Below are 23,088 nucleotides of genomic sequence, written 5' to 3'. Positions count from 1 at the left end.
TCAACCCCAGAACTAACCGCCAAAGCGGCGATGGCGGGCAAGGGCAACAGCCCTCGCCCGCCATTGGCGGTTGCGCTCCTGGCCACACTGCTGGCCCTGTTCGCCCTCATCCCGCTGGGCTATGTCATCTACATGACGGCGGTCACTGGCTGGGATACCAGCATTAAGCTGATCTTCCGCCCCCGGGTGGGCGAACTGCTGGTCAACACCCTCCTGCTGATGCTCATCGTGGTGCCCGCAACCCTGGTGGCGGGCGTGGGCGGCGCGTGGCTGGTGGAACGCACCAAGCTGCGGGGCCACAAGTGGTGGGCCGTGCTCCTGGCGGCGCCGCTGGCCATTCCCGCGTTTGTGAACAGCTACGCCTGGGTGTCCGCCATCCCTTCCCTGGAAGGCGTCTGGTCAGGCGCGCTGATCGCCACTCTGTCCTACTTCCCGCTGGTCTATATTCCGGCCGCTGCCACGCTCAGCCGACTGGATCCGGCCATCGAGCAGTCGGCGGCGTCCCTGGGCCTGGGCCCGTGGCAGGTCTTCTTCCGCGTGGTGCTGCCCCAGCTGCGCATCGCCGTCACCGGCGGTGGCCTGCTGGTGGGCCTGCACCTGCTGGCCGAGTACGGCGCCTTCGCGATGATCCGCTTTGAGACGTTTACGACGGCGATCATGCAGCAGTACGCTTCCACGTTCAACGGCACGGCCGGAAACATGCTGGCCAGCGTCCTGGTGTTCTTCTGCCTGATACTCCTGGTGTTGGAGGTCCGCAGCCGCGGCACGGCCCGCTACGCGCGGATCGGCTCCGGCGCCCAGTCCAAGCCCCTGCGGCTCCCCCTGCACCGCTACCAGGTTCCCGCCCAGCTGGGACTGATGGCGCTCACTGGCCTGGCGTTCGGCCTGCCGCTGTGGTTTGTGATCCGCTGGATCGTGGCCGGCGGCGTCGAGATCTGGGATGTGGACGAGTTTGTCCCCGCACTGCTGCAGACCTTGGGGCTGGGCCTTGCCGGCGCAGTGGCCGCGACCGTCGTCGCCTTCCCCATGGCTTACCTGGCCGTCCGGCATCCAGGGTGGTTCAGCAAGTCCCTGGAGCTCTCCAACTACGTCACCAGTTCGATGCCCGGCATCGTGGTGGGTCTGGCTTTCGTCACCGTGGCCATCAACGTTGCCCCGGACATCTACCAGACCACGGGGCTGCTGGTAGCCGCATACGTGCTGCTGTTCATTCCGCGCGCGTTGGTGAACATCCGCGCCGGGCTGGCACAGGCCCCCAAGGAACTGGACGAAGCGGCCCGCGCCCTGGGCAGGTCTCCGTTCAATGCCTTCCTGAAGATCACGTTGCGCCTCACGGCTCCCGCGGCCGCCGGCGGCGCAGCGCTGGTGTTCCTCGCCGTCGTGACCGAACTGACCGCCACGCTGCTGCTCTCCCCCAACGGGACCAGAACCCTGGCCAGCGCGTTCTGGAGCAAGAGCAGCGAAATCGACTACGCCGGCGCAGCCCCGTATGCCCTGCTGATGATCCTGCTCTCGGCACCCATGACCTACCTTCTCTTCCAGCAGTCCAAGAAAGTGGCCGGACAGTGACCGATTCCTACACTCCGCGTGATGCCCCCTCCAGGCTTCCGGAACCGCGGATCGCGCCGTCGGTGGCACCCACCACCAACAGTCATCTGCAGATCACCGACGTCACCAAGAACTTCGGTTCCCAGGCCGTCCTCAAAGGCGTCAACCTCTCCGTGGCCAAGGGCGGGACCACTGCCATCGTGGGACCCTCCGGCTCGGGAAAGACCACCCTCCTGCGGCTGATCGCCGGCTTTGAACACCCCGCCACCGGCAGCATCTCGCTCAACGGCGCCAAAGTTGCGGGCGACGGCGTGTGGTTGCCTGCGCATAAGCGCCAGGTGGGGTACGTGGCTCAGGACGGGGCGCTTTTCCCGCATCTGACGGTGGGCCAGAACATCGCGTTCGGCTTGGACACGGCCAAGCTCGCGGGTGGCCGCCGCGGGGCCGCGGGCCGCATCAGCGAGCTGCTGGACATGGTCTCCCTGGACGCCTCCATGGCCAAGCGGCGGCCGCACCAGCTCTCCGGCGGGCAACAGCAGCGTGTGGCCCTGGCCCGTGCACTAGCCCGCGAACCCGAACTGATGCTGCTGGACGAGCCCTTTTCAGCCCTGGACGCCGGCCTGCGCATGGCAACCCGGCGGGCCGTGGCCAAGGTCCTCAACAAAGCCGGCGTCACCACCGTCCTGGTCACCCACGACCAGGCCGAGGCCCTGTCCTTCGCGGACCAGGTGGCCGTGATGCGCGGCGGCAAGCTGGCCCAGATCGGCAACCCATTTGTGGTTTATACCCGCCCCGCCGACCGCGCCACCGCGGAATTCCTGGGCGACGCCGTCATCCTGGACGCCTGGATGGAAGGCTCGCTTGCCACGTGCTCGCTGGGCGAAGTTCCTGTCCGCCGCCCGCCGGCCCAGGGCCGGGTGCAGCTGATGCTGCGTCCTGAACAGATCCGCATTGCCGAGGATGGCCCCATCCGCGGCGTCGTGGTGGACACCGACTACTTCGGCCCGGAAACCACCGTGCGCCTCAAACTCTCTGTGCCACCCGAACTGGCCGACCGCGCCGACCACCGCTACCCCGGCGGCGGCGAAGTCATCACCATCCGGCACTGGAACGCCTCCATTGCCCGGCCGGGAATGGAACTCTACCTGCGGGTGGTGGGCGAAGCCGTCGCCTTCCCCTTCGACTCCGTGGGTGATTGAGGCCGTCCCGCACCGGTGATTGAGCCTGTCGAAATCCGGCTCTACTGACCCCCGGCGGGCTTCTTCTTCTGCGGATACGGTGCCTCGCCCCGGGCCAGCATTTCCACAAAGCCGGAGATTTTCCGTTCCCGCGTGGACGCCTGCTTCACGGAATTCGTCCGGTAAATCAGGGCATACCGGTTCACGGAGGTGAGGACGTCGAACATGGCCTGGGCCGCGGGGACGGCAGCGATGGCGGCGGCCAGATCCGGCGGGACCTCCGCCGTCGCCTGCCCCGCATAGGCCGCCTCCCAACGCCCGTCAGCTTTGGCGGCGTCGACCGCCGCGCGGCCGGCCGCGGTCATCCGGCCGGCAGCCTCGAGATTCCCGATTCGGTCCACATTCCGCGCCGACCAGACGCTCTTCGGACCGCGGCGGGTCATCCGCTGGAAGGAACTGTCGTCGTCGCGCCTTTTGCCCTGACCGTCGATCCAGCCAAAGCACAGTGCCTCCTGCAACGCTGCTTCGTAGTCCAGTTCAGTGGTGTTGCCGCCCTTCTTATGCAGCACCAGCCACACGCCGGGGCTGCTGGCGTGGTGCTTTTCCAGCCACAGCCGCCACTCCGCCGCATCCGCTACCAGCAGTTCCTCGAGTTCAATGGCCATGGCACTATTCTGCCCGCCTCATGCAGGAAGTGGCATGATGGCGGTAGCCGACCTGTCCTGGTTTCGAGGAGGAACTCATGCTGCGTGTCAGACCCGTCCATTTCACCTCCCTGCCGGACAGTTGGGAACAGCTCCTGACTGCCCTGGGCCTGGCCAAGACCGTCGATGACGGCCCGTGGCGGGAGTTCGACGCCGGTTCCGGCCGGCTGGCCCTGCATGTGGCCGACACCGGCGCCACGGACGACGGCACCACTGCCTTGGGCGTGGAGGTGGGCGATCTGGCGGAATTCGCCCGGCGCACCGCCCTGGCCGCGGAGGAATCCGGGAACACGGTCGCCGAGCTCATCGCCGCCGACCACGGCGAGTCGTGCCGCATCACCGGCCGGGACGGCTTCAGCTTCCTGGCGGACAAAGGCGCCCGGGAGACGAACGCGGCTGACGCTGATCCGGCGCTGACCGTCGTCGGGGTCTGGTTTACGGAGGATCCCGGCGCCGCCGCCGTGACCCTGCAGGACATCGGCGCCAGGTTCCGCCCCGTCCCGGACGCCGACGAAACCGCCGACTTTACCGCCAAGAACGGCGGGGTGCTGATGGTGCGGCCGGCATCCGGGCCACCGCGGTCCGGCCTGGGATTTGAGTACGACGGCGATCTGGGCGCCTTGCGGGACCGGCTCACCGCCGCCGGGCTGGACGTCAGCGAAACCGAGGAAGCCTTCGGCCGGACCCTGCACGTGGCCAACCCCGACGCCGCAGGCAGCGCAGGTACCGCCGACACAGCCGCAGCCACACCCGCCCCGCATGTCCCGCCCACCCTCTGGATCTCGCAGCGCCCCGCCGCGCCGTGATCCGCTTCATTCCGGACCGGGGTGCCCGGGCTGGCTCTGCGGATGAGAGGCCCGAGGGGTGAGATTCCGGCGCTTTGGGCGCCGCTTTACGCTGATAGCTCACCCCACAGCGGTCCGAGGCCGCCCGATGGGGTAGAACTTAACCATGAACGTTCGCACTCCTGACCCCAATCCCGGCTGGCTCTCCGAAGAAGACCTCTTTGAGGCCCGCGGGAGGCTCCCCATGATCTATGTGGAGGCCGTGCCGGTGAGGCTCGATCCGCTGGGTTTTGTGAACGAGGTCGGTACGCTGCTGCAGGCGGACGAGGACGGGAACATGATCCGGTCGCTGGTGTCTGGCCGTGTGATCTACCGCGAGACCATCCGCGCCGCACTCCTGCGCCATATGGAAAAGGACCTGGGGCCGCTCGCCTTTCCGCAGCTCCCCATCAGCCCGGTCCCCTTCACGGTGGCCGAATACTTCCCGGCCCCGTCCCAGACCGGCTTCACCGACGACCGCCAACACGCCGTGTCCTTGGCGTATGTCATCCCCGTGACGGGCGAATGCGAGCCACGCCAGGATGCCCTGGAACTGACCTGGATGACTCCCGCCGAAGTGCTCAGCGCCGACGTCCAGCTCGAATTCAGCGGCGGCCGCGGCGCCCTGGTCCGCCAGGCGCTGGCCTTTGCGGGAGTGGGTCACTGACGCCCGCGGGATCCCCGGCGTCCCCGACTTCCGGCACCCCGCTTTGTAGACTGTAGGGCGGACCGCAAGAGAACTTAAGGACTCCCATGACCGAAACCCCAGCCGCCAGGCACTACAGCGAACAGCAGGCTGGATCTCTGACCACCGGCGATCAGCTCCTCCTCCCCGACGGTGAACGCACCGCCGAAATCCAGCACGTGGAGTTTGAACCGGATGATTTCGGGACCCCCGCGGTGGTCCTGGCAAACCTCACCGGCGGCGGCACCCTCCGCATCGCGGCCTGCTCCACCGTGAAGATCCTGGACACAACAGTCCGGGTCATCACGGTTCCGGGCACCACCGTTCAGGACACCCCCGTTCAGGACACAACGCCCGACGCCGTCACGCAGCTTACGGTCGCGGCGCAACCCCCTGCCGAACAGCCCCAGCACACCGGCGAAGCGGGGGCAGCCCCGGCGGCTCCCGCCGTCGTCGTACCTCCCCCGCCGGCCATCCCGCCCGCGATGAGCGGCCCGTCCGCGGAAGAACTGGCGCTGATTCCGGCGCCGCAGGGCACACCCGAAGCGGTGGTGGAGGCTGCCGCGGAAGCCCACCCGGACGCCGTTGGTGTGCTGCTGCTGGCGGACAAGCTGGCCAAGGGCATCAACTTCAAGTCCGGCAGCTGCCTCAAGGACCTCAGCGACCTGGCCCACGAGCTGTTCATCACGCTCAAGGATCCGGACGGGGCGCTCACCGTGGCGGACCTGCTCAACGTCCTCCCGTTCGACGGCAACCCGGGCCGGTGGGCGTCCGTGGAGGCGTCGCTGGCGTTGTCCAGCTTCATCTGCCGCCAGGACCGGCAGGAGGAGCGCGCCGAAGTCTATGAAAAGCTGCTGCGTTTGCCGGAAACCCAGGAAACGGACCCGTTCAAGGCGCGGATGAATGCCAAGGTGCGCCAGCGTTCGCTGAACGAACCCAACCTTTACGACAAAGAGATCTTCCGTTCGATCGACAACTCCAACCACGAGGCCGAGCGGGAGTGGCGGCTGCTGCGCCTCGAATCCCTGCTGTTCCTGCGCGCACACGGCGGGTCCGAGACGATCGGCGTCGGCGAGCTCCAGCGCCGGATCAGCAACGAACTCGAGGCTGTCCGGGCCTAAGCAGTCGGGGTGGGGGAATTGCCCCCTACCCGGGGCTGCGCCCGCGTTGTAGATTCGGGCTATGACGAACAATCTGAGCGTGGTGATAAATGCTGATGCGCCGCAGGTCTGGACCATGCTGCGTGAACCGGCCAAAGTTGCCCAGTGGCACGGCTGGGAGGCTGACGAACTGGCCGACGAGATAGACGGGATCTATTTCAGCGGCAACGTGGTTGAAGCCCCGGACCACACCAGCCTGACCACCAATGGCGGCGACGTTTTCGACCTGAAACCGGTGTCCACCGGGACGCTGGTCAGTGTCACGCGGGCAGCCCTGGACCACAACTCTGAGTGGGCGGCCTGGGACGAGGACATCACCCAAGGCTGGCTGACGTTCCTCCAGCAACTCCGCTTCGCGCTGGAACACCACCCGCACGGCAAGCGGCATACGATGTTCTTCGAGTTTCCGGGCACCCCGGATTCCGAAATCGAAAAGCTGGGATTGTCGGACGTGCCCGCACCGGGTGAGACGTACAAGCTGACGCTGTCCACCGGCGAGGAGATTACCGGGAAGGTCTGGTTCCGCAGCAACCACCAGGTGGGGCTCACCGTCCACAGCTACGCGGAGCACGGGGACGGCCTGCTGATCGTGGCGGACCAGCCCGTCATCGAAGGGGTAAGGCCCCACGGTGGCGCCATGGTGATCGCGTCGACGTTCGATCTGGGTGCCCACAAACTGGAGTCGATCCGATCGCTCTGGGACAGCTGGCGGGCTGAGAACTACCCCACATCGGAAGCGGCCCACTGAGGGATCGGCGGCGTTTGCTGGCACACTGGAACCGTGCCAGCCAACCCCGCCCCCGCGCCATCCGTCTCCGTTTCGCCTGTCCCGGCCGATCACGTAGCAGCGGCGGCCGGCTCCGCCGCTGCAGCCGACCAGTCGCAGTTCTCCTTCACCGTTGGCACCCGCCTTGCTGACAGCTGTGCGCTGTCGGCCGCGCAGGCAGCTGCCAACGGCGGAAAATTCCTCGGCCGCACGGGGACCATCACCACTCCGCATGGCGAGATCCGCACCCCGGCGTTCATCGCCGTCGGGACCAAGGCCACGGTAAAGTCCGTCCTGCCGGAATCCATGGCGGACCTCGGGGCGCAGGCGCTCCTGGCCAACGCCTACCACCTGTACCTCCAGCCCGGCGCGGACATCCTGGACGAGGCCGGCGGGCTGGGCGCGTTTATGAACTGGTCCGGGCCCACGTTCACGGACTCCGGCGGGTTCCAGGTGATGAGCCTGGGGTCCGGGTTCAAGAAGGTCATCGACATGAAGACTGTGTCTTCCGCGGACGCGGCTGTCCCGGACGACGCCGTGGCTCCGGGCAAGGAACGCCTGGCCCACATCGACGACGACGGTGTCTGGTTCAAATCGCATCTCAACGGCGACCGCCACCGGTTCTCCCCCGAGATTTCCATGCAGGTCCAGCACCGGATCGGCGCGGACATCATGTTCGCGTTCGATGAGCTGACCACGCTGCAGAACTCCCGCGGCTACCAGGAGGAATCGCTGGAGCGCACGCGGTTGTGGGCCCTGCGCTGCCTGGAGGAGCATTTCCGGCTGACGTCCGAGCGGGTGGGGAAGCCGTACCAGGCCCTCTTTGGTGTGATCCAGGGTGCCCAGTACGAGGACCTGCGCCGGAAGGCGTGCCGGGACCTTGGCGCCATGGACTTCGACGGCTACGGCATCGGCGGGGCGCTGGAGAAGGAGAACCTGGGCACGATTGTGCGCTGGTGCAACGAGGAACTGCCGGAGGACAAGCCGCGGCACCTGCTGGGCATCTCCGAGCCGGACGATATCTTCACGGCCATCGAGAACGGCGCGGACACTTTCGACTGCGTCTCCCCCACGCGGGTGGCCCGCAACTCCGCGTTCTATACGCCAGCCGGCCGCTTCAACCTCTCCGGCGCAAAGTACAAGCGCGACTTCGGCCCGCTCCAGGAGGGCTGTGACTGCTACGCCTGCGCCAATTACTCGCGCGCCTACATCCACCACCTGTTCAAGGCCAAGGAAATGCTCTCGGCTACGCTGATCTCCATCCACAACGAGCGCTTTGTGGTGAAGATGGTGGATGACGCCCGGCTGGCCATCGAAGCCGGGACCTTCTTCGAGTTCAAGGCCGAGACCCTGGCGCAGTACTACCGCTAAGTGCGTGCCCGGCTCGCTGCCCGCCCGCCTTCCCTGCGTCCCGCCGTCGTCCTCCGCTCAGACCCCGTAGCTCGGTTCGCGCTTCTTGATCCAGCCGATCACGAGAGACGTCACCGGCACAAACAGGAACTCCACGAGTGTCTTGTAAACAAAGCCCACTACCACGTAGTTCAGGAACGTGCCGAAGTCCGTGATGCCGATGACGGAGGCGGCGATGCTGCAGAAAATCAGGGTGTCCACGAACTCGCCCGCGCCTGAGGAACCCATCAGCCGCGCCCAGAGTGACTTCTCCCCGGAGCGGGCCTTCATCTTCACCAGGATCCACGAGTTGATGGTCTGGCCGGCCAGGAATGCCAACAGCGAAGCGAGCACAATCTGCGGCACCGGACCAAGGGCCCCCTCAAGGGCGGCCTGCTTGGCCGTGCCGAAATCGTCATCAAAGCCGGGCAGTGCGATGATCACCCAGTAGCAAACTGAGGCGAAGACGGACAGCGCGAAGGTGGTGAAAATGGCTTTACGGGCCACTTTGAAGCCGTACACCTCGCTGATGACATCCCCCAGGATGTAGGCGAGCGGGAAGAGGAAAAAGCCGCCGTCGGTGATGATCGGGCCGATCGCGACGCCCTTGGACGCCCCGATGTTGGACAGGATCAGCACCACGGCCATAAACGCCAGCATGATGCCGAAGTACGGCGAGCCGATTGATGCGAATTTCGGCGCCGTCCGGGCGGAGTCGGCGATGGGCTGGGTGTCAGGGCCTGAGGGGGAAGGCATGCGGGATTCCATTCGTAGTGGTTCGCTCGGCATACCGTTCCCGCAACGAAAGTTGCGCGGGCCGCCGGCTGTATTAGCACTGTCACGACATTCTCCCACTGAACAATAGGGCCCGACGCCGGATGGCAGGATAGTGCCATGACTTTAGCTTCAGCTGCCCTCCAGTCCCCCGTGTCCGCTCCCGCCGTCGTCCTGACCATTGCGGGATCCGAAGCCACGGGTGGCGCCGGAGCCCAGGCCGACCTGAAGACGTTCCAGGAGCTGGGCGTGTTTGGCATCGCCAACCTGACCTGCATCGTCTCCTTCGATCCCAGCGACAACTGGAACCACCGCTTTGTGCCCGTGGACCAGCAGGTCATTGCGGACCAGTTGGAAGCCACGACGGCGGCCTACGGTCCGGCGTCAGGGGTCACCGCCTCCGAGAGTGCTTCGGGCGAGCCGTCAGCTCCAGGCCGTCCGGTCCTGGACACCGTGAAGATCGGCATGCTGGGCAGCCCGGCCACCATCAGCACGGTCGCCGCGGCGCTGGAAACGGGCCGGTTCCGCAATGTAGTGCTGGATCCGGTGCTGATCTGCAAGGGCCAGGAGCCGGGCCACGCACTGGACACGGACCAGGCCCTGAAGGCGCAGATCCTGCCGCTGGCCACATTTGTCACACCCAACCACTTCGAAGCCGAATCGCTGTCCGGCCTGGCGATCACCGACGTCGAGTCCCTGAAAGCCGCAGCAGTCCGCATCCACGAGCTCAGCGGCGCCGCGGTCCTGGCCAAGGGCGGGGTGCGGCTGGCAGGCCCGGACGCCGTCGACGTTTACTACGACGGCGAGACCCTGGAGGTCCTCAGCGCTCCCAAGGTGGGCGAGGTGGCGGTCTCTGGCGCCGGCTGTTCCCTCGCCGCGGCGGTGACGGCCGAGCTGGCCAAGGGCGCCACGCCGCTGGAGGCTGCCCGGGCGGCCAAGGACTTTGTCACCGCGGGAATCCGCAACCGTGTGGCCTCCGGTGCGCCGTTCGACGCCCTCTGGCAGGGCGGCGCGCGCTAGCTTCTTGAGTCTTCCAACGGCGTCTTTTCCAGCCGGGCCTCTTCCAGCAGGGCGTCGGCTACCAGCGTGGCTGTCCGCACAATAAAGGCCCGACGGCGGTCCAGGCGGTCCGGAGCGGAGCCCGCCAAAACCGCGTCGATCTCAGCCCGGGGAGGCCACGGTCACGAGCGCGGGTCGGCCACCGTTCCCATAAACAGCGGCAGGCCGGTTTCCACATGGACGATCTGGTAGTGGAATGGCCGGTCGAAGCTGATGGACCGCTCAGGCTGCGGCGGAGCGCTGGTGACAACTCCGTTGATCTGGGTCACCGCGGCTGCGATGGTGCCCTTTTCGGCGACCGTGATGTTGGCAGCCTGCGCGGCCTGGGTGATCGCCATCTTGGGCTGGATGTTGTTGAAATCCTCCGTGGTGTCGAGCGTCTTCTTGAGTCCCAAGGACCCAAACACCTTCCGCAGGTCAAAGCTGCACTTGTGGTCCCAGCGTGGCAACTGGATCTGCACTGTCTCCAGCGCTGCGGTATCGAAGGCGTCCGAGATTTCCGCTAGCGTTTCCGCACTGAAGGCAGCCGAGGCGGGGCGGGACGCGGCCCCGGCGTCCGCGTCGGATCCGGCCCCCGGCAGGACCAGACGCATAACGAAACCGTCGGCGTAGGGAAGGTCCACGCCCTGCCAGCCTGCACCTTCCGCGTACTTCATCTCCGCCTCGTTGTGCATGGCGGGCGCGTCAATTTCCTCGCCGGCAGCCGTTGTGAAGGGGAGGTCCGAGGTGGCATTCGGGTCAAACGGTGCGCTCCAGGCGGAGGCAAAATACAGGGAATTGAGGAGGCTGAAGGTGTTCCGGCGGTCGTACTCTGCCGGGGCTTCCTTGATCCGGCCGCCCGTGTTCCTGTTGACCCAGGCATCGATGGCGGGCTTCGTGGCACCCTCATCGCTGAAGTCCACGGGATACACTCCGGTTCCGTAGTGCCGGGCCAGCGTGTCCAGGAAGGACTCGCCGGTGGGCACACCCTTGTCTACGAACAGCCCGTTGGCGGCATGCATGACCGGTTTCCGCGGCGGGTTGTCCTCATCCACTGCGCCGGGGTCGCCGTCGAACTTCGCAAGTGAGCTGAGGACCGCGTTCATGGCCTCGTCGCGATTCTCTGCGGGGAGTCCCAGGACGCTGTCCATCTCCGCCGCGGTCTCGCCCGACGCGCCGGAGCGAAGCATCGCGAGGGCAATCAGCAGGCTCCCGGGCGAGGACACGACGTTCCCGTTGGCGCCGTCTCCGCCGTCCGCCAGCAGCGCCTCGCCAAGGCCCAGGGCGGAAGCCCGGAAGGAGCGCAGTTCAGCGGTATAAGCCGCGCGGTCCACCGAAACCCGTTCCACGCCGTCGGCCGCCAGGAGCTCCGGAGGCGCAGGGGCCGGGGCCGGGGCCGGGGCCGCACATGCTGCCAGTCCCAGCACCGCACCCAAGGCCACCGCCCGCTGAAAACGAAACACCACTGTCGCCTCCCCGGCTCACGAGGGCGGGAATCCGCCTGCTCCCAGTGAACCAGCGACGGCGGCGCGAGACGATGCCTGAACGGTCACGCTTTGCACTCATTTTGGTCTCATCCAAACGCTCTCTCACTTAACGCAAGAAAACCCGGGACGCTCTCTCACTTTCCTCAAGAAAGTGAGAGAGCGTCCCGGGATTTGCCGCATTATCTGAGAGAGCGTCCGGGGTGCGGGGGCGGCGCGGTGGGCGTACGACGGCGGGTGGCCACCCGCCGTCGTACGCCCACTGGAGCTGCCCACAGCGCTAGGCGTTGATGAGGTCCTTGTCCTTGTCGTCGTCCTTTGCCGGGCGGTTCCAGGCGTCGCCCTGTTCGCGGTCCAGGTGCGTGGTTTTCTTGTTCTTCAGGGCGAAGATGTAGACCAGCAGTGAGATGGCAATGGCTACGGTGACGTAGGTGAAGAACAGGTCCACGCGCTCGGCCTTCTGGAACGCCGCACCAAGCAGCGGGACGGTGCCGCCGAAGAGCGAGTTCGCGATCGCGTAGCCCAGCCCGACGCCGAGGGCTCGGATGGAGGCCGGGAACAGCTCGGCCTTCACGAGGGCGTTGATGGAGGTGTAGCCGCCGACGATCAGCAGGCCGCCCAGCATCAGCAGGAATGCCGTGAACGGGTCCTTGGTGTTGGACAGGGTGGATAGCAGCGGCCAGGTGAACAACACACCCGTGATGCCGAACCAGAGCAGCAGCGGCCGGCGCCCGACCTTGTCCGAGATGATCCCGTAGACCGGCTGGAGCAGCATGAAGATGAACAGCGCCCAGAAGTTGATCACGGAGGTGTCGGTCTTGGCGATCCCGGAGGTATCGTTCATGAACTTCAGAATGAAGTTGGTGTACGTGTAGAACGCCACGGTGCCGCCGAGGGTGACGCCGATGCAGATCAGCAGCGGCTTCCAGTGCTGGGTGAACAGCAACTTCATGGTGCCGGGTTGTGCAACGCCGGCCACGGCCGGAACCTTGGCGGCCTCGACCTGCTCGGCGGACACGGTTTCTTCCATGGAACGCCGCAGCCACAGGACCACGAGCGCGGCGACGCCGCCGATCGCGAAGGGGATGCGCCAGCCCCACTCAGTCAGGGCGCCCTTGTCCATGGTGTTCTGCAGGATGACGAGCACCAGCAGGGCCAGCATCTGGCCGCCGATCAGCGTGACGTACTGGAAGCTTGAGAAGAAGCCGCGGCGTTTGGATGTGGCGGCCTCGGACATGTAGGTGGCGCTGGTGCCGTATTCGCCGCCCACGGAGAAGCCCTGGACCAGTCGCACAAGGATCAGCAGAATCAGCGCCCAGACGCCTATCTGCTGGGTCGTCGGCAGGATGGCGATGGCGAAGGAACCGGCGGACATGATCGTCACGCTGAGCGTCAGGGCCGCCTTGCGGCCCTTGCGGTCGGCATAGCGGCCGAAGAACCAGGCGCCCACCGGACGCATCAGGAACGACGTCGAGAAGACGGCCATGGCCTCGAGCCCGGCCTGCAGGTCGTCTTGGGAATTGAAGAAGTGCGACTGGAAGTACGCCGCGAAGACTGTGTAAACGTAGAGGTCGTACCACTCCACGAGGTTGCCCGCTGAACCCTTGAGGATGTTGCTCACGGCCCGGCGGGTCTGTGCGGCCTCGCTCTGGACCGCGTGCTGGGCGCTCATCGCTGAACCTCCCCGGGTTGCGGCGCTGTTCTTGCTTTCGTGCTGTCCATGGCTACGTTGCCCATGGTTCCTCCTCGACGTTGACGGGCCCCCCTCAAACGCCGAGGGCCTCATCCAAGTTATGCGTGATGCAAGGCACATCCAACGTGGGAGGGCTTTTCCTAACACTTCCTTAGGTTTCGGCGGGAGACGGGGTAATCTCCAAAGCGGGCAGTTTGCGTTGCCCGCTCAGCGAATAAGGGAACCAGGCCATGGAGTTGCTCATCGTCGAGGACGACGACGCCATGGCGTCCGCCCTCGCCGCCGCCGTCGCGACCGCGGGGCACAACCCCACCCGGGTTGCCCGCGGAGCCGACGCCCTGCTGGTCCACCGGAAGTTCGAAGTGATCCTCCTGGACCTGGGCCTTCCCGATATGGACGGGCTGGAGGTGCTGCGGAAACTGCGCCAGGTAACGGCGGCGCCCATCCTGATCCTCACCGCGCGCGACGACGAACGAAGCGTGGTGCTCGGCCTGCGGTCGGGAGCGGACGACTACCTCGTTAAGCCTGTGAAGCTCGTGGAACTTCTTGCCCGCATCGAAGCCGTCACGCGGCGTGCCGGCCGCTATCGCGGCACGCGGCAGCAGAGTGTGGTGCTGGGTGATCTTGAGATCGACCTGGAGCGGCGCGTGGCGGCCCTCCGTTCCGCGGTGCTGCCGCTGACGGCCACCGAGTTTGACCTGCTGGCACTGTTGGCCAGCCACGCCGGTTCGGTGGTCACCCGTGAACAGATCCTGGACGCGCTGTGGGGCGACGCCTTCGTGGCCTCGTCCCGGTCCCTTGACGTGCACCTGACCGGGCTGCGGGCCAAGCTCCAGTTGCCCGGCTTCATAATCAACGTCCGCGGCGTAGGCTACCGGGTCGAGGCGGACCCGGCGTGAAACTGCGCGTCCTGGGCATCCTGAGTGTCCTGGCGGTACTTATCGTCATCATCACGTCCAACGTGATCCTGACCTCGGCCGGCCGGGAACTGACGCAGGAACTCCAGATCAACCGGGCCGCGTCGCTCAACCGCCTGGCACAGGTGGCGTTCGACGCAGCTTCCGCCGGCGAAACGGCTCAACTGCAGACGGAGATGGACCGGTATTCCGAACTCTACGGAGAGGGAGTCCTGGTCCAGCTCCAGCAGGGAACCCTGCGCTCCGGCGGCCTGAGCGAGGACCGGCCGGACGTCCGTGACGCCGTGGCCAGGGCGAACCTGAACCTCAGCGACACCACGCTCAGCCCGCTGCAGCCGTTCGGGCCATCCTCCGAGGTGATCTCCCGCTCCTTCGGCAGCGCGAGCCAGGTCCTGGGCGAGGCCGTCCTCGAGGTCAACCTGGTCCCGGCCCGGCAGAAACTGCGGGAACGGTGGCTCATCGTGGCATTGGCGGCGGCGGTCCTGGCCGCTGTGCTCCTGCTTGGTGCGGCCCGCGTGACCGAGTGGGTGCTGCGCCCCGTACATCGGCTGAACGCCGCCGTCACGGAGCTTGAGGCAACAGGCCGGACCGGTCAGCTTCCCGAGGCCGGGCCGCCGGAACTTCGGCAACTGAGCCGTTCATTCACCACCATGGCGCAGACCGTCAGCCACAGCCTCGATTCGCAGCGGCAACTGATAGCGGACACATCGCACGAACTGCGCAATCCGGTGGGCGCCCTGCGGCTCAGGATCGATCTGCTGCAGCTGGAACTGAGGACCGCCCGGGAGCACGACGCCGCCGCAGGCGTGCTGGCCGAGCTTGAACGTGTGGAGGAGATCCTGGACGGAGTACTTCGGTTGGCGGCCGCCGAGCACCGGGCATCCGAGGACTCCGCCCGGGGCCCGCTGGGAACCCTGTCGCCCGCGGCACAGGCGCCGCTTGATCCGTACCCGGTCCTGCAGGAAGAAACCGAACGGGCGGGCCCCGCCGCCCAGCGCGGCGGAGCATCCATCCTGCTGGCAGATCCGCCGGCCCCCGCCGTGCATATCACCTGCAGCGCCGCAGAACTGGCCCAGATGGTGGGCGAACTTCTCAACAACGCCATCAAATACGCTCCAGGCGCCCACATCTCGGTTGCTGCCCGCGAGCGCCAAAGCATGGTGATCATCGAAGTGTCTGACGACGGCCCCGGGCTTTCCGCCGACGAACGGGCAGCGGCCACCAGCCGCTTCTGGCGGTCCCCGGCGCACCGGAGCATCCGCGGGACCGGGCTGGGCATGACCATCGTGGACAAGCTGGCAGCGGCCAACGGTGGCCGGCTGGTGCTTGCCGAGGCCTCGCCGCATGGACTGATCGCGCGGCTCGAGTTTCCACTTTCCGCGGATGTGCCAGGGCTTTTTGCCGGGCCGGAGCACGCCGGTCCGGAGCAGGCGGCTCCGCGTGGCTGACCTATTCGTGGGGCGCTTCACCGGAGCACGGACCCTGCCCCCGAGTCCCCCGCTTCCCCCTGATCCCCCGCGGCGGGCCGTCCTGAAGGCAAGCCTCGCGGCCGGTTTGTCCGGGCTGCTGCTGCCGGCCTTGGGTGCGTGTACGCCCACGGACCGCCCGGGAACCGTGACCGTGGCCGGTGGCGAGCCCGGAGGCTTCTACCTCGAGTTCGCCGAGCTGCTGGCGGCATCCCTCCAACGTCACGGCGTTGCCGGCCAAGCCACGGCGCTGACTACCGGCGGCAGCCTGGACAACCTCGAACATCTGCTGACCGGCAAAGCCACGTTCGCCGTCGCGCTCGCGGATTCGGCTGCCCGAAGCACAGCGGCGGGTAAGCCGCCCGCCGTCGGACTTTCCGCCGTCGGAAAGGTGTACGAGAACTACGTCCACTGCGTCATCCGGCACAACAGCGAAATCCGGGACATTAGCGGGCTTGCCGGCCGGACCGTGGCTGTCGGCGAGCCCGGCTCGGGGACGTCGCTGACCACTCCGCGGCTGCTCGAGGCTGCCGGGCTGAGCACCACTGCGGGCACCGCCGGCGGCGTCACGGTGCTGAGCCTCGGCCTCAATGAGGGCCTCGCGGCGCTGCGGGACGGAACGGTGGACGCGTTGTTCTGGTCGGGCGGCGTGCCGACTGCGGCCATTGCCGCCGCGAACGACGACGTCGGGCTGGGTTTCCTGGATCTGTCGCCGCTGCTGCCGGCACTGCGGGCGAAATACGGCGTCTTCTACGACCGGGTGCTGATCCCGGCGGGCGCCTACGCGGGCATTCCGGCCGTGTGGACCGTGGGCGTGGCGAACCTGCTGCTGTGCCGGAGCGATCTTGATGACCGGACCGTCAAGCGGACCGTCGAACTGCTGGTGGGCCATGCCGAGGAACTGATCCCGCGCTCCAGCCTGGGCGTCCAGTTCCTGAGCCCCGAATCCTTGATCAACACCGCGGGTTTGCCCCTGCACCCCGGCGCCGTCGCGGCGTACCGGGAGCTCCACGGCTGAGGGTGGTCCGGCCAACTTCGTCCCTTGGCCCTCTACCGTGTCACGCACAGCATGCTCTTAGCGGGCTTCGTCCACGGCACGCGACTGCCTTTCGCGGATTTCCGGGGTTTTCCAGGCCAGACCCGCCCCGCAGCCAGCCAAGAGCGTGCTCTGCGTGACGGCCAGCTCAATGTCAGAGGTGCTCCCTAGCCTTGAATCATGAATGTATCCAGGACGCTGCCCTCAATTAGTGATCTGCACGACGCGGGACGACGCGAGCGCAAGAGTATTGCCTTCGACGTGGGAGTCATATTCATCGGCGGCCTGACGCTGTTCTCCATGCTTCTGTTGTTGCTGGCCGGCCCAAGGTGGATACTGACTGCCCAAGGCTTCCCCGCGCTCACGACAGTATTCGTCGACGCATTCTCCTTCCTCGCGTTGGACCCTTCTGGCATGGCTCAGTTCGTGGCCATAGCAGGAGTGATTCTTGCATTAAATCGTTTTGATCGTCACTCCCCACAGGAACTGGGAATGGAAGCCGCCGTCCAGCTTTCGACGCGCCTGGATTTCAGAAGCTTGGTTCAATTTGTCCTGACGTTGATTGCCGCAACAGCGCCATACCGTGCCATGACCTGGACAATTCTCCATATGGGCGCTCCAGGCTGGAATCTGCACGCAGCTGCAACCGCAGGAGCCTGCGTCATCCTCTGGCTGTTACTGCTTCTCGCTGGACCCACGCGGACGGTTTTTGGGCTTCAAGGCATTCAAAGGCAGCTGCACATGAACGACGTCATTCATCGGGCCGGACGTCTTGAACAGGCTTGGGGGCAAAGGTGGGGATACTTGCTTCATTCACCAGCAGGAAGCCGCCTGCTCCCACTGCGCATCGCGGCAAATTGGTTTACGATCATCGCACTTGCCACAATCGCTGCTATTTTTCTAACGATGATGGTGAATCCTGGTTATGAGTTCTGGGCCGATCCCAAATACGCCGGCTTCGCCCTTCTATTGGGAATCTATCTCTCCGTGCTGGGTTTTACGGGACTGGCCGCTGCCGTCGGGTTTGCCGTGCTTTCCTTGAAGGCAGAGAACCAAGATCGCCCGGCAGAATCGAATACGTATAAATGGCTAGCCATAGCCGTTCCCTATTTGTTTGCGGTCGGCACTGCTATCGCGCTGGGGACTCCTTACGTTCCTGCCTTGGGCGCAGCGCTGCTGGTAACCGGTGTTCAACATGCTTGTGTGCTCGGCATTCTAAGCAGGCGGTCACTGGCCCAACAATCTTGGAATCCGGCACGCCGCCTCACCCTGAATCTCAGGCAGGTATTTCACCATGAAGCGCACACACGCTGGGCCTTGCTCCGAAGGCAGTGGTCCTCCGCTGTCGAAAAATTGCACCGGCGAGACGCCAAGAAGGCAATCAAGGAAGCCAGGCTGTGGCGGACGAAGAACGGCCTCGCGTTGCCATTCCTGGACTGATCGAGTGAGAGAGCGTCCTGGGGTCAGCTCCCCGAGTGCGCAGCCAGGAACGAGTAGACCTCGGTCTCGTCCACTCCGGGGAACGCGCCGGGCGGCATCGCGGCCAGCAGGTGCGTGTTGGCGCGAGCCGCCGGCCAGGCGTTTCCAGCCCACTCGGAGGCCAGTGCTGCCGGAGGCCGCTTGCAGCAGTTCGGGTCGGGGCATGTGGACTTTTCGCGCGCCGTGGTTTCCCGGCCGCGGAACCATTTCACGTGCTGGTACGGCACCCCGATGCTCAGGGAGAACTCGCCGCTGGCCGATCGCTCCGTCCGGGCCGTGCACCAATATGTGCCGGACGGAGTATCCGTGTACTGGCTGTACGCGCTGAACTTGTCCGGCACATCAAACACCGCCCGTGACGTCCACGCCTTGCACGACGGCTGGCCCTCGATGGCGCCGGTGTGGTCCATCGGGAACGTCACGCCGTCGTTCTCGTAGGCCTTGTAGATGATGCCGCTCTTGTGGGTCTTCTGGAAGTGGGTGGTGATGCCCAGGTGCTTCGTGGCCAGGTTGGTGAAGCGGTGAGCGGCGGTCTCGTAGGACACGGCAAAAGCATCCCGGATGTCCTCCACGGCGATTTCCTTGGCGGCCTTGGCCTTCTGCAGGAAGTCCACGGTGGCCTGCTCGGGCAGCAGGAGCGCGGCCGCGAAGTAGTTGGTGGCCACCCGCTGGCCGAGGAAGTCGCCGTAGTTTTTCGGCGTCTCGTGCCCCAGGACGTAGTGCCCCAGCGCCTGCAACAGCACCGAGCGGGGGTCGTGGTCCTGCCGCTGGCTCTGCGTCAGGTAAATTCTGTGATTCTTCAAATCCGTCACTGAACGGGTGGAATGCGGCAGGTCGCTCACGTGATGGAGGGTGAATCCGAGCTTCTCGGCGATGTCGGCGATGACGTGCTGGCTCAGCGGCCCGGCCGTGTAGCCCACCAGTCCCAGGACCTTCTGGGCCTCGGCCTCATACTCCGGGAAGTAGTTGCCGCGCTCACGCATCATGGCACGCAGCTCACCGTTCGCGCGGCGGGCTTCCTCCGGCGTCGCCACCTGCTCGTTCAGCTTGCGTTCGAGCTCGTGCAGCAGCCCCACCTGCGCCTCCAACACATCGACCGGAAGCCGCGAGCTGATGCGGATTTTGGGCAGATTAAGGGACTCGTACAGGGGCCCGCGCTGGTAGCGTTCCAGCTCAATTTCCAGGGCCGCGCGGCGGCTCGGCGGCTCGGCGCCAAGCAACTGGTCGATGCTCACGTTCAGGGCCGCGGCCAGCCCCTGCAGCAGGGAAAGTTTGGGCTCCCGCTTGCCGTTTTCGATCAGGCTCAACTGGCTGGGGGCGGTCCCGACGGCGGCGCCCAGGTCATCGAGCGTGTACCCGGCCTGCTTGCGCAGATGCCGCACGCGGCGGCCCAGGCTGATGACGTCCAGTTCCGGGGAGGCGGCGGACGACGGCGGTAGGGCGACTTCGCGGTTCCAGCTTCCAGGCGTCATTTCTTGAGCATACGCGAAGAAATGCATTTCTTTCCATGGTTTTCCCCTAGAGAAGTGTTGTGAAGTGCTGAAAAGTAGTAATCACGGAAAGAAACACCGCACCGGGAAGCTGGTCGGAGCTGCAAGGAAGCAGCTTCGGCCGGCCGATAAACACCCGGAGCTCAATCAAGGAGACAACGATGACTGCAGCATTTGAGCCCACCCAGCAGACGCCCGAACAGCAGGCCGCCGCCCTGGAGCTTGAGTGGGCCGCCAACCCCCGCTGGGAAGGTGTGACCCGTGACTACAAGGCAGCGGACGTCGTCAAGCTCCGCGGCCGTGTCTCCGAAGAGCACACGCTGGCACGCCGCGGTTCCGAGAAACTGTGGAAGCAGCTCACCGAAGAGCACAAGACCGGCGGGTACACCAACGCCCTGGGTGCCCTGACCGGCAACCAGGCCGTGCAGCAGGTCAAGGCCGGCCTCCGTGCCATCTACCTCTCCGGCTGGCAGGTCGCCGCGGACGCCAACAACTCCGGCCACACCTACCCGGACCAGTCGCTGTACCCGGCCAACTCGGTTCCGACAGTGGTGCGCCGCATCAACAACGCCCTCCTGCGTGCGGACCAGATCGAATTCTCCGAAGGCATCCAGACCGTTGAGGACTGGATGGTCCCGATCGTTGCCGACGCCGAGGCCGGCTTCGGCGGCCCGCTGAACGCCTACGAGCTCATGAAATCCATGATCCAGGCCGGCGCGTCAGGTGTGCACTGGGAAGACCAGCTCGCCTCGGAGAAGAAGTGCGGCCACCTCGGCGGCAAGGTCCTCATCCCCACCCAGCAGCACGTCCGCACACTGAACGCCGCCCGCTTGGCGGCCGACGTCGCCGGCACCCCCTCGGTGGTCATCGCCCGCACCGACGCCGAGGCAGCAACCCTGATCACCTCCGACGTCGATCCCCGCGACCAGGAATTCGTCACCGGCGAACGCACCCCGGAAGGCTTCTACAAGGTCCGCAACGGCATCGAACCCTGCATCGCCCGCGCCAAGGCCTACGCACCGTACTCTGACCTCATCTGGATGGAGACGGGCACCCCGGACCTGGAGCTGGCCCGCAAGTTCGCCGAGGCCGTCAAGGCTGACTTCCCGGACCAGATGCTCTCCTACAACTGCTCGCCGTCGTTCAACTGGCGCAAGCACCTGGACGACGCCACCATCGCCAAGTTCCAGCGTGAACTCGGCGCCATGGGCTTCACGTTCCAGTTCATCACCCTGGCCGGCTTCCACGCCCTGAACTACTCGATGTTCGATCTCGCCCACGGTTACGCCCGTGAAGGCATGAGCGCCTACGTCGAGCTGCAGGAAAAGGAATTCGCCTCCGAGTCCCGCGGCTACACCGCGACCAAGCACCAGCGCGAAGTCGGCACCGGCTACTTCGACGACATCGCAACTGCGCTCAACCCGAACGCATCAACCCTGGCACTGGTGGGATCCACCGAAGAAGGCCAGTTCCACTAAATTTTCCCCAAGTAAGTAGCACTAAGTGTCGTTTTGGAGGCTCAAAACGACACTTACTGCTACCCAGTTGGGCCCTGCACCAGGAGACCGAAATGAACACCTTCACAGACAGCTTCACCATCAACGGGATCACTTTGACCGCGCAGCCTATTTGCCGGCAGGACGAGGTTCTTACTCCGGATGCACTGGAGTTTGTCGCCAAGCTGCACCGGGCCACGGCTGAGCGCCGGCAGGAACTGCTGCAGGCACGCCGGACCCGCCGGGCGGACATCGCCGGCGGCCAGGACCCCAGGTTCCTCCGCGAAACCGAGGACATCCGCAACGACCCGTCGTGGCGCGTCGCTCCCCCGGCCCCGGGCCTGGAGGACCGCAGGGTGGAGATCACCGGACCGGTGGACAAGAAAATGACCATCAACGCGCTGAACTCCGGTGCGAAGGTGTGGCTCGCTGACATGGAGGACTCCTCCACCCCCACGTGGCGGAACGTCATCAAGGGCCAGCTGAACCTCACCGACGCGCTGGAACGCCGGATCGATTTCACCTCCCCCGAGGGCAAGGAATACAAGCTCCGCCCGGCCGGCGAGCTGCCCACCATCGTGGTCCGCCCCCGGGGCTGGCACCTGCCCGAGAAGCACATGATCATCGACGGCGCCCCCGTGGCCGGCGGCATCGTGGACTTCGGCCTGTTCTTCTTCCACAACGCCCACCGCCTCCTGGCCCAGGGCAAGGGCCCGTACTTCTACCTGCCCAAGATCGAGAACCACCTCGAGGCACGGCTGTGGAATGACATCTTCATCCTCGCCCAGGACCTGCTGGGCATCCCGCAGGGCACCATCCGCGCCACCGTGCTGATCGAGACCATCACCGCGGCGTTCGAAATGGAGGAAATCCTCTACGAACTGCGTGATCACGCGTCGGGCCTGAACGCCGGCCGCTGGGACTACATCTTCTCCCTGATCAAGAACTTCCGCACCCGCGGCCCCCGGTTCGTCCTGCCGGACCGCGCCCAGGTGACCATGACCCAGCCGTTCATGCGCGCCTACACCGAACAGCTGGTCCGTGCCTGCCACAAGCGCGGCGCCATGGCAATCGGCGGTATGGCCGCCGCCGTCCCCAACCGCAAGGACGAGGCTGCCAACACCAACGCGTTCGAGAAGGTCCGCGCCGACAAGACCCGCGAGGCCAACGACGGCTTCGATGGTTCCTGGGTGGCCCACCCGGACCTCGTGCCAGTATGCCGCGAAGTGTTCGACGCCACCCTCGGCGAACGCCCCAACCAGCTGGACCGCACCCGCGAGGACGTCATCCCCGACGACCGCGCACTCATCAACGTGGCCGCCACCGAAGGCACCATCACCGAGCAGGGCATCCGGAACAACATCGAGGTAGGCATCCGCTACATCGAGTCCTGGCTCCGCGGGAACGGCGCCGTCGCCATCCACAACCTCATGGAAGACGCCGCCACCGCGGAAATCTCCCGCTCCCAGATATGGCAGTGGATGTTCGCGTCCGCCATCACCGACCGCGGCGAAATCATCACCCACCAGTGGATCGAGGAACTGCTCGACGAAGAGTTCGCACGCCTGGAACGCTTCGACGGCGATCGCTTCGAAGACTCGCGCGACATCTTCGAGGAAGTCACCCTCAGCCAGGACTTCCCGTCCTTCCTGACCCTCCCCGCCTACGCCCGCTACCTCACCGAAGCCCGCGAAAAGGCAACCAAAGAGGAGCTCGCCGCGGCCTAGGCTGCAGCAGGCTCACTGAATAGACTTCCGTCCGCCGGGCAGGCACGCCCTTCGCAACAGGCACCCCCGAGATCCGGGGAGCCGGCCCGGCGACGGAACACCCCGTGTGACCCGCGGACGCTCTCTCACATAATGCGAGAAAACCCGGGACGCTCTCTCACTATCCTCAAGATAGTGAGAGAGCGTCCGTCGTTAAGCTGCGTTAAGTGAGACAGCGTTGGCAAATCATGCAGA

20 protein-coding genes are annotated in these 23,088 nt (G+C 65.8%); 14 read left to right on the top strand and 6 right to left on the bottom strand.

Going from position 1 to position 23,088, the window contains the following annotated elements:
- Positions 1–30 precede the first annotated feature (30 nt).
- The gene (locus CXR02_RS14995; protein ID WP_104062708.1) at positions 31–1,569 is read left to right on the top strand and encodes an iron ABC transporter permease; all 1,539 of its coding nucleotides are present in this window, start codon (positions 31–33) and stop codon (positions 1,567–1,569) included.
- Entirely contained in the window at positions 1,566–2,747 is a 1,182-nt protein-coding gene (locus CXR02_RS14990; RefSeq protein WP_258060992.1) for an ABC transporter ATP-binding protein, read from the top strand. Before CXR02_RS14995 ends, CXR02_RS14990 begins: the two co-directional genes overlap by 4 nt.
- Positions 2,748–2,788: 41 nt before the next feature.
- Here the strand turns inward: CXR02_RS14990 and CXR02_RS14985 are convergent, their stop codons facing one another.
- Positions 2,789–3,391 carry a YdeI family protein gene (locus tag CXR02_RS14985; RefSeq protein ID WP_104062707.1) on the bottom strand — a complete coding sequence of 201 codons (603 nt, stop codon included), beginning with the start codon at positions 3,389–3,391 and terminating at the stop codon, positions 2,789–2,791.
- 77 nt (positions 3,392–3,468) lie between these two features.
- On the opposite strand from CXR02_RS14985, the gene CXR02_RS14980 reads away from it, so the two are divergent.
- From CXR02_RS14980 to tgt, 5 genes are all read left to right on the top strand, one after another.
- Positions 3,469–4,236 (top strand): hypothetical protein, encoded by a 768-nt coding sequence (locus CXR02_RS14980; protein WP_104062706.1) that lies wholly within the window; start codon positions 3,469–3,471, stop codon positions 4,234–4,236.
- A 145-nt stretch (positions 4,237–4,381) separates the two neighbouring features.
- A complete protein-coding gene (locus CXR02_RS14975; RefSeq protein ID WP_058930120.1) occupies positions 4,382–4,921 on the top strand; it encodes an NUDIX hydrolase family protein in 540 nt (179 codons plus the stop codon).
- Positions 4,922–5,007: 86 nt separating this feature from the next.
- Entirely contained in the window at positions 5,008–6,060 is a 1,053-nt protein-coding gene (locus tag CXR02_RS14970) for a DUF6707 family protein (protein WP_104062705.1), read from the top strand.
- Positions 6,061–6,121: 61 nt separating this feature from the next.
- The gene (locus tag CXR02_RS14965; protein WP_104062704.1) at positions 6,122–6,847 is read left to right on the top strand and encodes a hypothetical protein; all 726 of its coding nucleotides are present in this window, start codon (positions 6,122–6,124) and stop codon (positions 6,845–6,847) included.
- A gap of 33 nt (positions 6,848–6,880) precedes the next feature.
- Complete coding sequence (gene tgt / locus CXR02_RS14960) at positions 6,881–8,236, top strand: tRNA guanosine(34) transglycosylase Tgt (RefSeq protein WP_258060989.1); 1,356 nt, start codon at positions 6,881–6,883, stop codon at positions 8,234–8,236.
- A 57-nt stretch (positions 8,237–8,293) separates the two neighbouring features.
- Here tgt and CXR02_RS14955 read toward each other — a convergent pair whose 3' ends face one another.
- Complete coding sequence (locus CXR02_RS14955; protein ID WP_104062703.1) at positions 8,294–9,010, bottom strand: queuosine precursor transporter; 717 nt, start codon at positions 9,008–9,010, stop codon at positions 8,294–8,296.
- A gap of 138 nt (positions 9,011–9,148) precedes the next feature.
- On the opposite strand from CXR02_RS14955, the gene CXR02_RS14950 reads away from it, so the two are divergent.
- On the top strand, positions 9,149–10,048 hold the full coding sequence (locus CXR02_RS14950) for a hydroxymethylpyrimidine/phosphomethylpyrimidine kinase (RefSeq protein WP_104062702.1): 900 nt from the start codon (positions 9,149–9,151) through the stop codon (positions 10,046–10,048).
- Here CXR02_RS14950 and CXR02_RS23015 read toward each other — a convergent pair.
- The 3 genes from CXR02_RS23015 to CXR02_RS14940 all read right to left on the bottom strand — a co-directional run bounded on the left by CXR02_RS23015 (position 10,045) and on the right by CXR02_RS14940 (position 13,222).
- On the bottom strand, positions 10,045–10,176 hold the full coding sequence (locus tag CXR02_RS23015) for a hypothetical protein (protein WP_258060988.1): 132 nt from the start codon (positions 10,174–10,176) through the stop codon (positions 10,045–10,047). The genes CXR02_RS14950 and CXR02_RS23015 overlap by 4 nt on opposite strands.
- A 33-nt stretch (positions 10,177–10,209) precedes the next feature.
- Positions 10,210–11,490: a serpin family protein gene (locus CXR02_RS14945; protein WP_104062752.1), complete on the bottom strand. Its 1,281-nt coding sequence runs from the start codon at positions 11,488–11,490 to the stop codon at positions 10,210–10,212.
- Between the two features lie 340 nt (positions 11,491–11,830).
- Positions 11,831–13,222 carry an MFS transporter gene (locus CXR02_RS14940; RefSeq protein WP_056349583.1) on the bottom strand — a complete coding sequence of 464 codons (1,392 nt, stop codon included), beginning with the start codon at positions 13,220–13,222 and terminating at the stop codon, positions 11,831–11,833.
- A gap of 251 nt (positions 13,223–13,473) precedes the next feature.
- On the opposite strand from CXR02_RS14940, the gene CXR02_RS14935 reads away from it, so the two are divergent.
- The 4 genes from CXR02_RS14935 to CXR02_RS14920 all read left to right on the top strand — a co-directional run bounded on the left by CXR02_RS14935 (position 13,474) and on the right by CXR02_RS14920 (position 18,102).
- A complete protein-coding gene (locus CXR02_RS14935) occupies positions 13,474–14,142 on the top strand; it encodes a response regulator transcription factor (RefSeq protein WP_104062701.1) in 669 nt (222 codons plus the stop codon).
- Positions 14,139–15,608 (top strand): HAMP domain-containing sensor histidine kinase, encoded by a 1,470-nt coding sequence (locus tag CXR02_RS14930; protein ID WP_104062700.1) that lies wholly within the window; start codon positions 14,139–14,141, stop codon positions 15,606–15,608. Before CXR02_RS14935 ends, CXR02_RS14930 begins: the two co-directional genes overlap by 4 nt.
- A gap of 34 nt (positions 15,609–15,642) precedes the next feature.
- Positions 15,643–16,644, top strand: coding sequence for a TAXI family TRAP transporter solute-binding subunit (locus CXR02_RS14925; protein ID WP_258061000.1), 1,002 nt, complete (start codon positions 15,643–15,645; stop codon positions 16,642–16,644).
- A gap of 198 nt (positions 16,645–16,842) precedes the next feature.
- A complete protein-coding gene (locus CXR02_RS14920; RefSeq protein WP_104062698.1) occupies positions 16,843–18,102 on the top strand; it encodes a hypothetical protein in 1,260 nt (419 codons plus the stop codon).
- A 23-nt stretch (positions 18,103–18,125) separates the two neighbouring features.
- On the opposite strand, the gene CXR02_RS14915 is transcribed toward CXR02_RS14920, so the two are convergent.
- Positions 18,126–19,640, bottom strand: coding sequence for an XRE family transcriptional regulator (locus CXR02_RS14915; protein WP_104062697.1), 1,515 nt, complete (start codon positions 19,638–19,640; stop codon positions 18,126–18,128).
- A gap of 152 nt (positions 19,641–19,792) precedes the next feature.
- Here CXR02_RS14915 and aceA point away from each other — a divergent pair, with 152 nt between their 5' ends.
- Positions 19,793–21,109, top strand: a complete 1,317-nt coding sequence (gene aceA, locus CXR02_RS14910; RefSeq protein WP_104062696.1) for an isocitrate lyase — start codon at positions 19,793–19,795, stop codon at positions 21,107–21,109.
- 92 nt (positions 21,110–21,201) lie between these two features.
- Positions 21,202–22,854, top strand: a complete 1,653-nt coding sequence (gene aceB, locus CXR02_RS14905) for a malate synthase A (protein WP_104062695.1) — start codon at positions 21,202–21,204, stop codon at positions 22,852–22,854.
- Positions 22,855–23,088 lie beyond the last annotated feature (234 nt).

It is taken from the genome of Arthrobacter sp. 4R501 (assembly GCF_002929755.1).
Lineage (GTDB): Bacteria > Actinomycetota > Actinomycetes > Actinomycetales > Micrococcaceae > Arthrobacter.
This window is presented reverse-complemented; position numbering and strand designations above follow the sequence as displayed.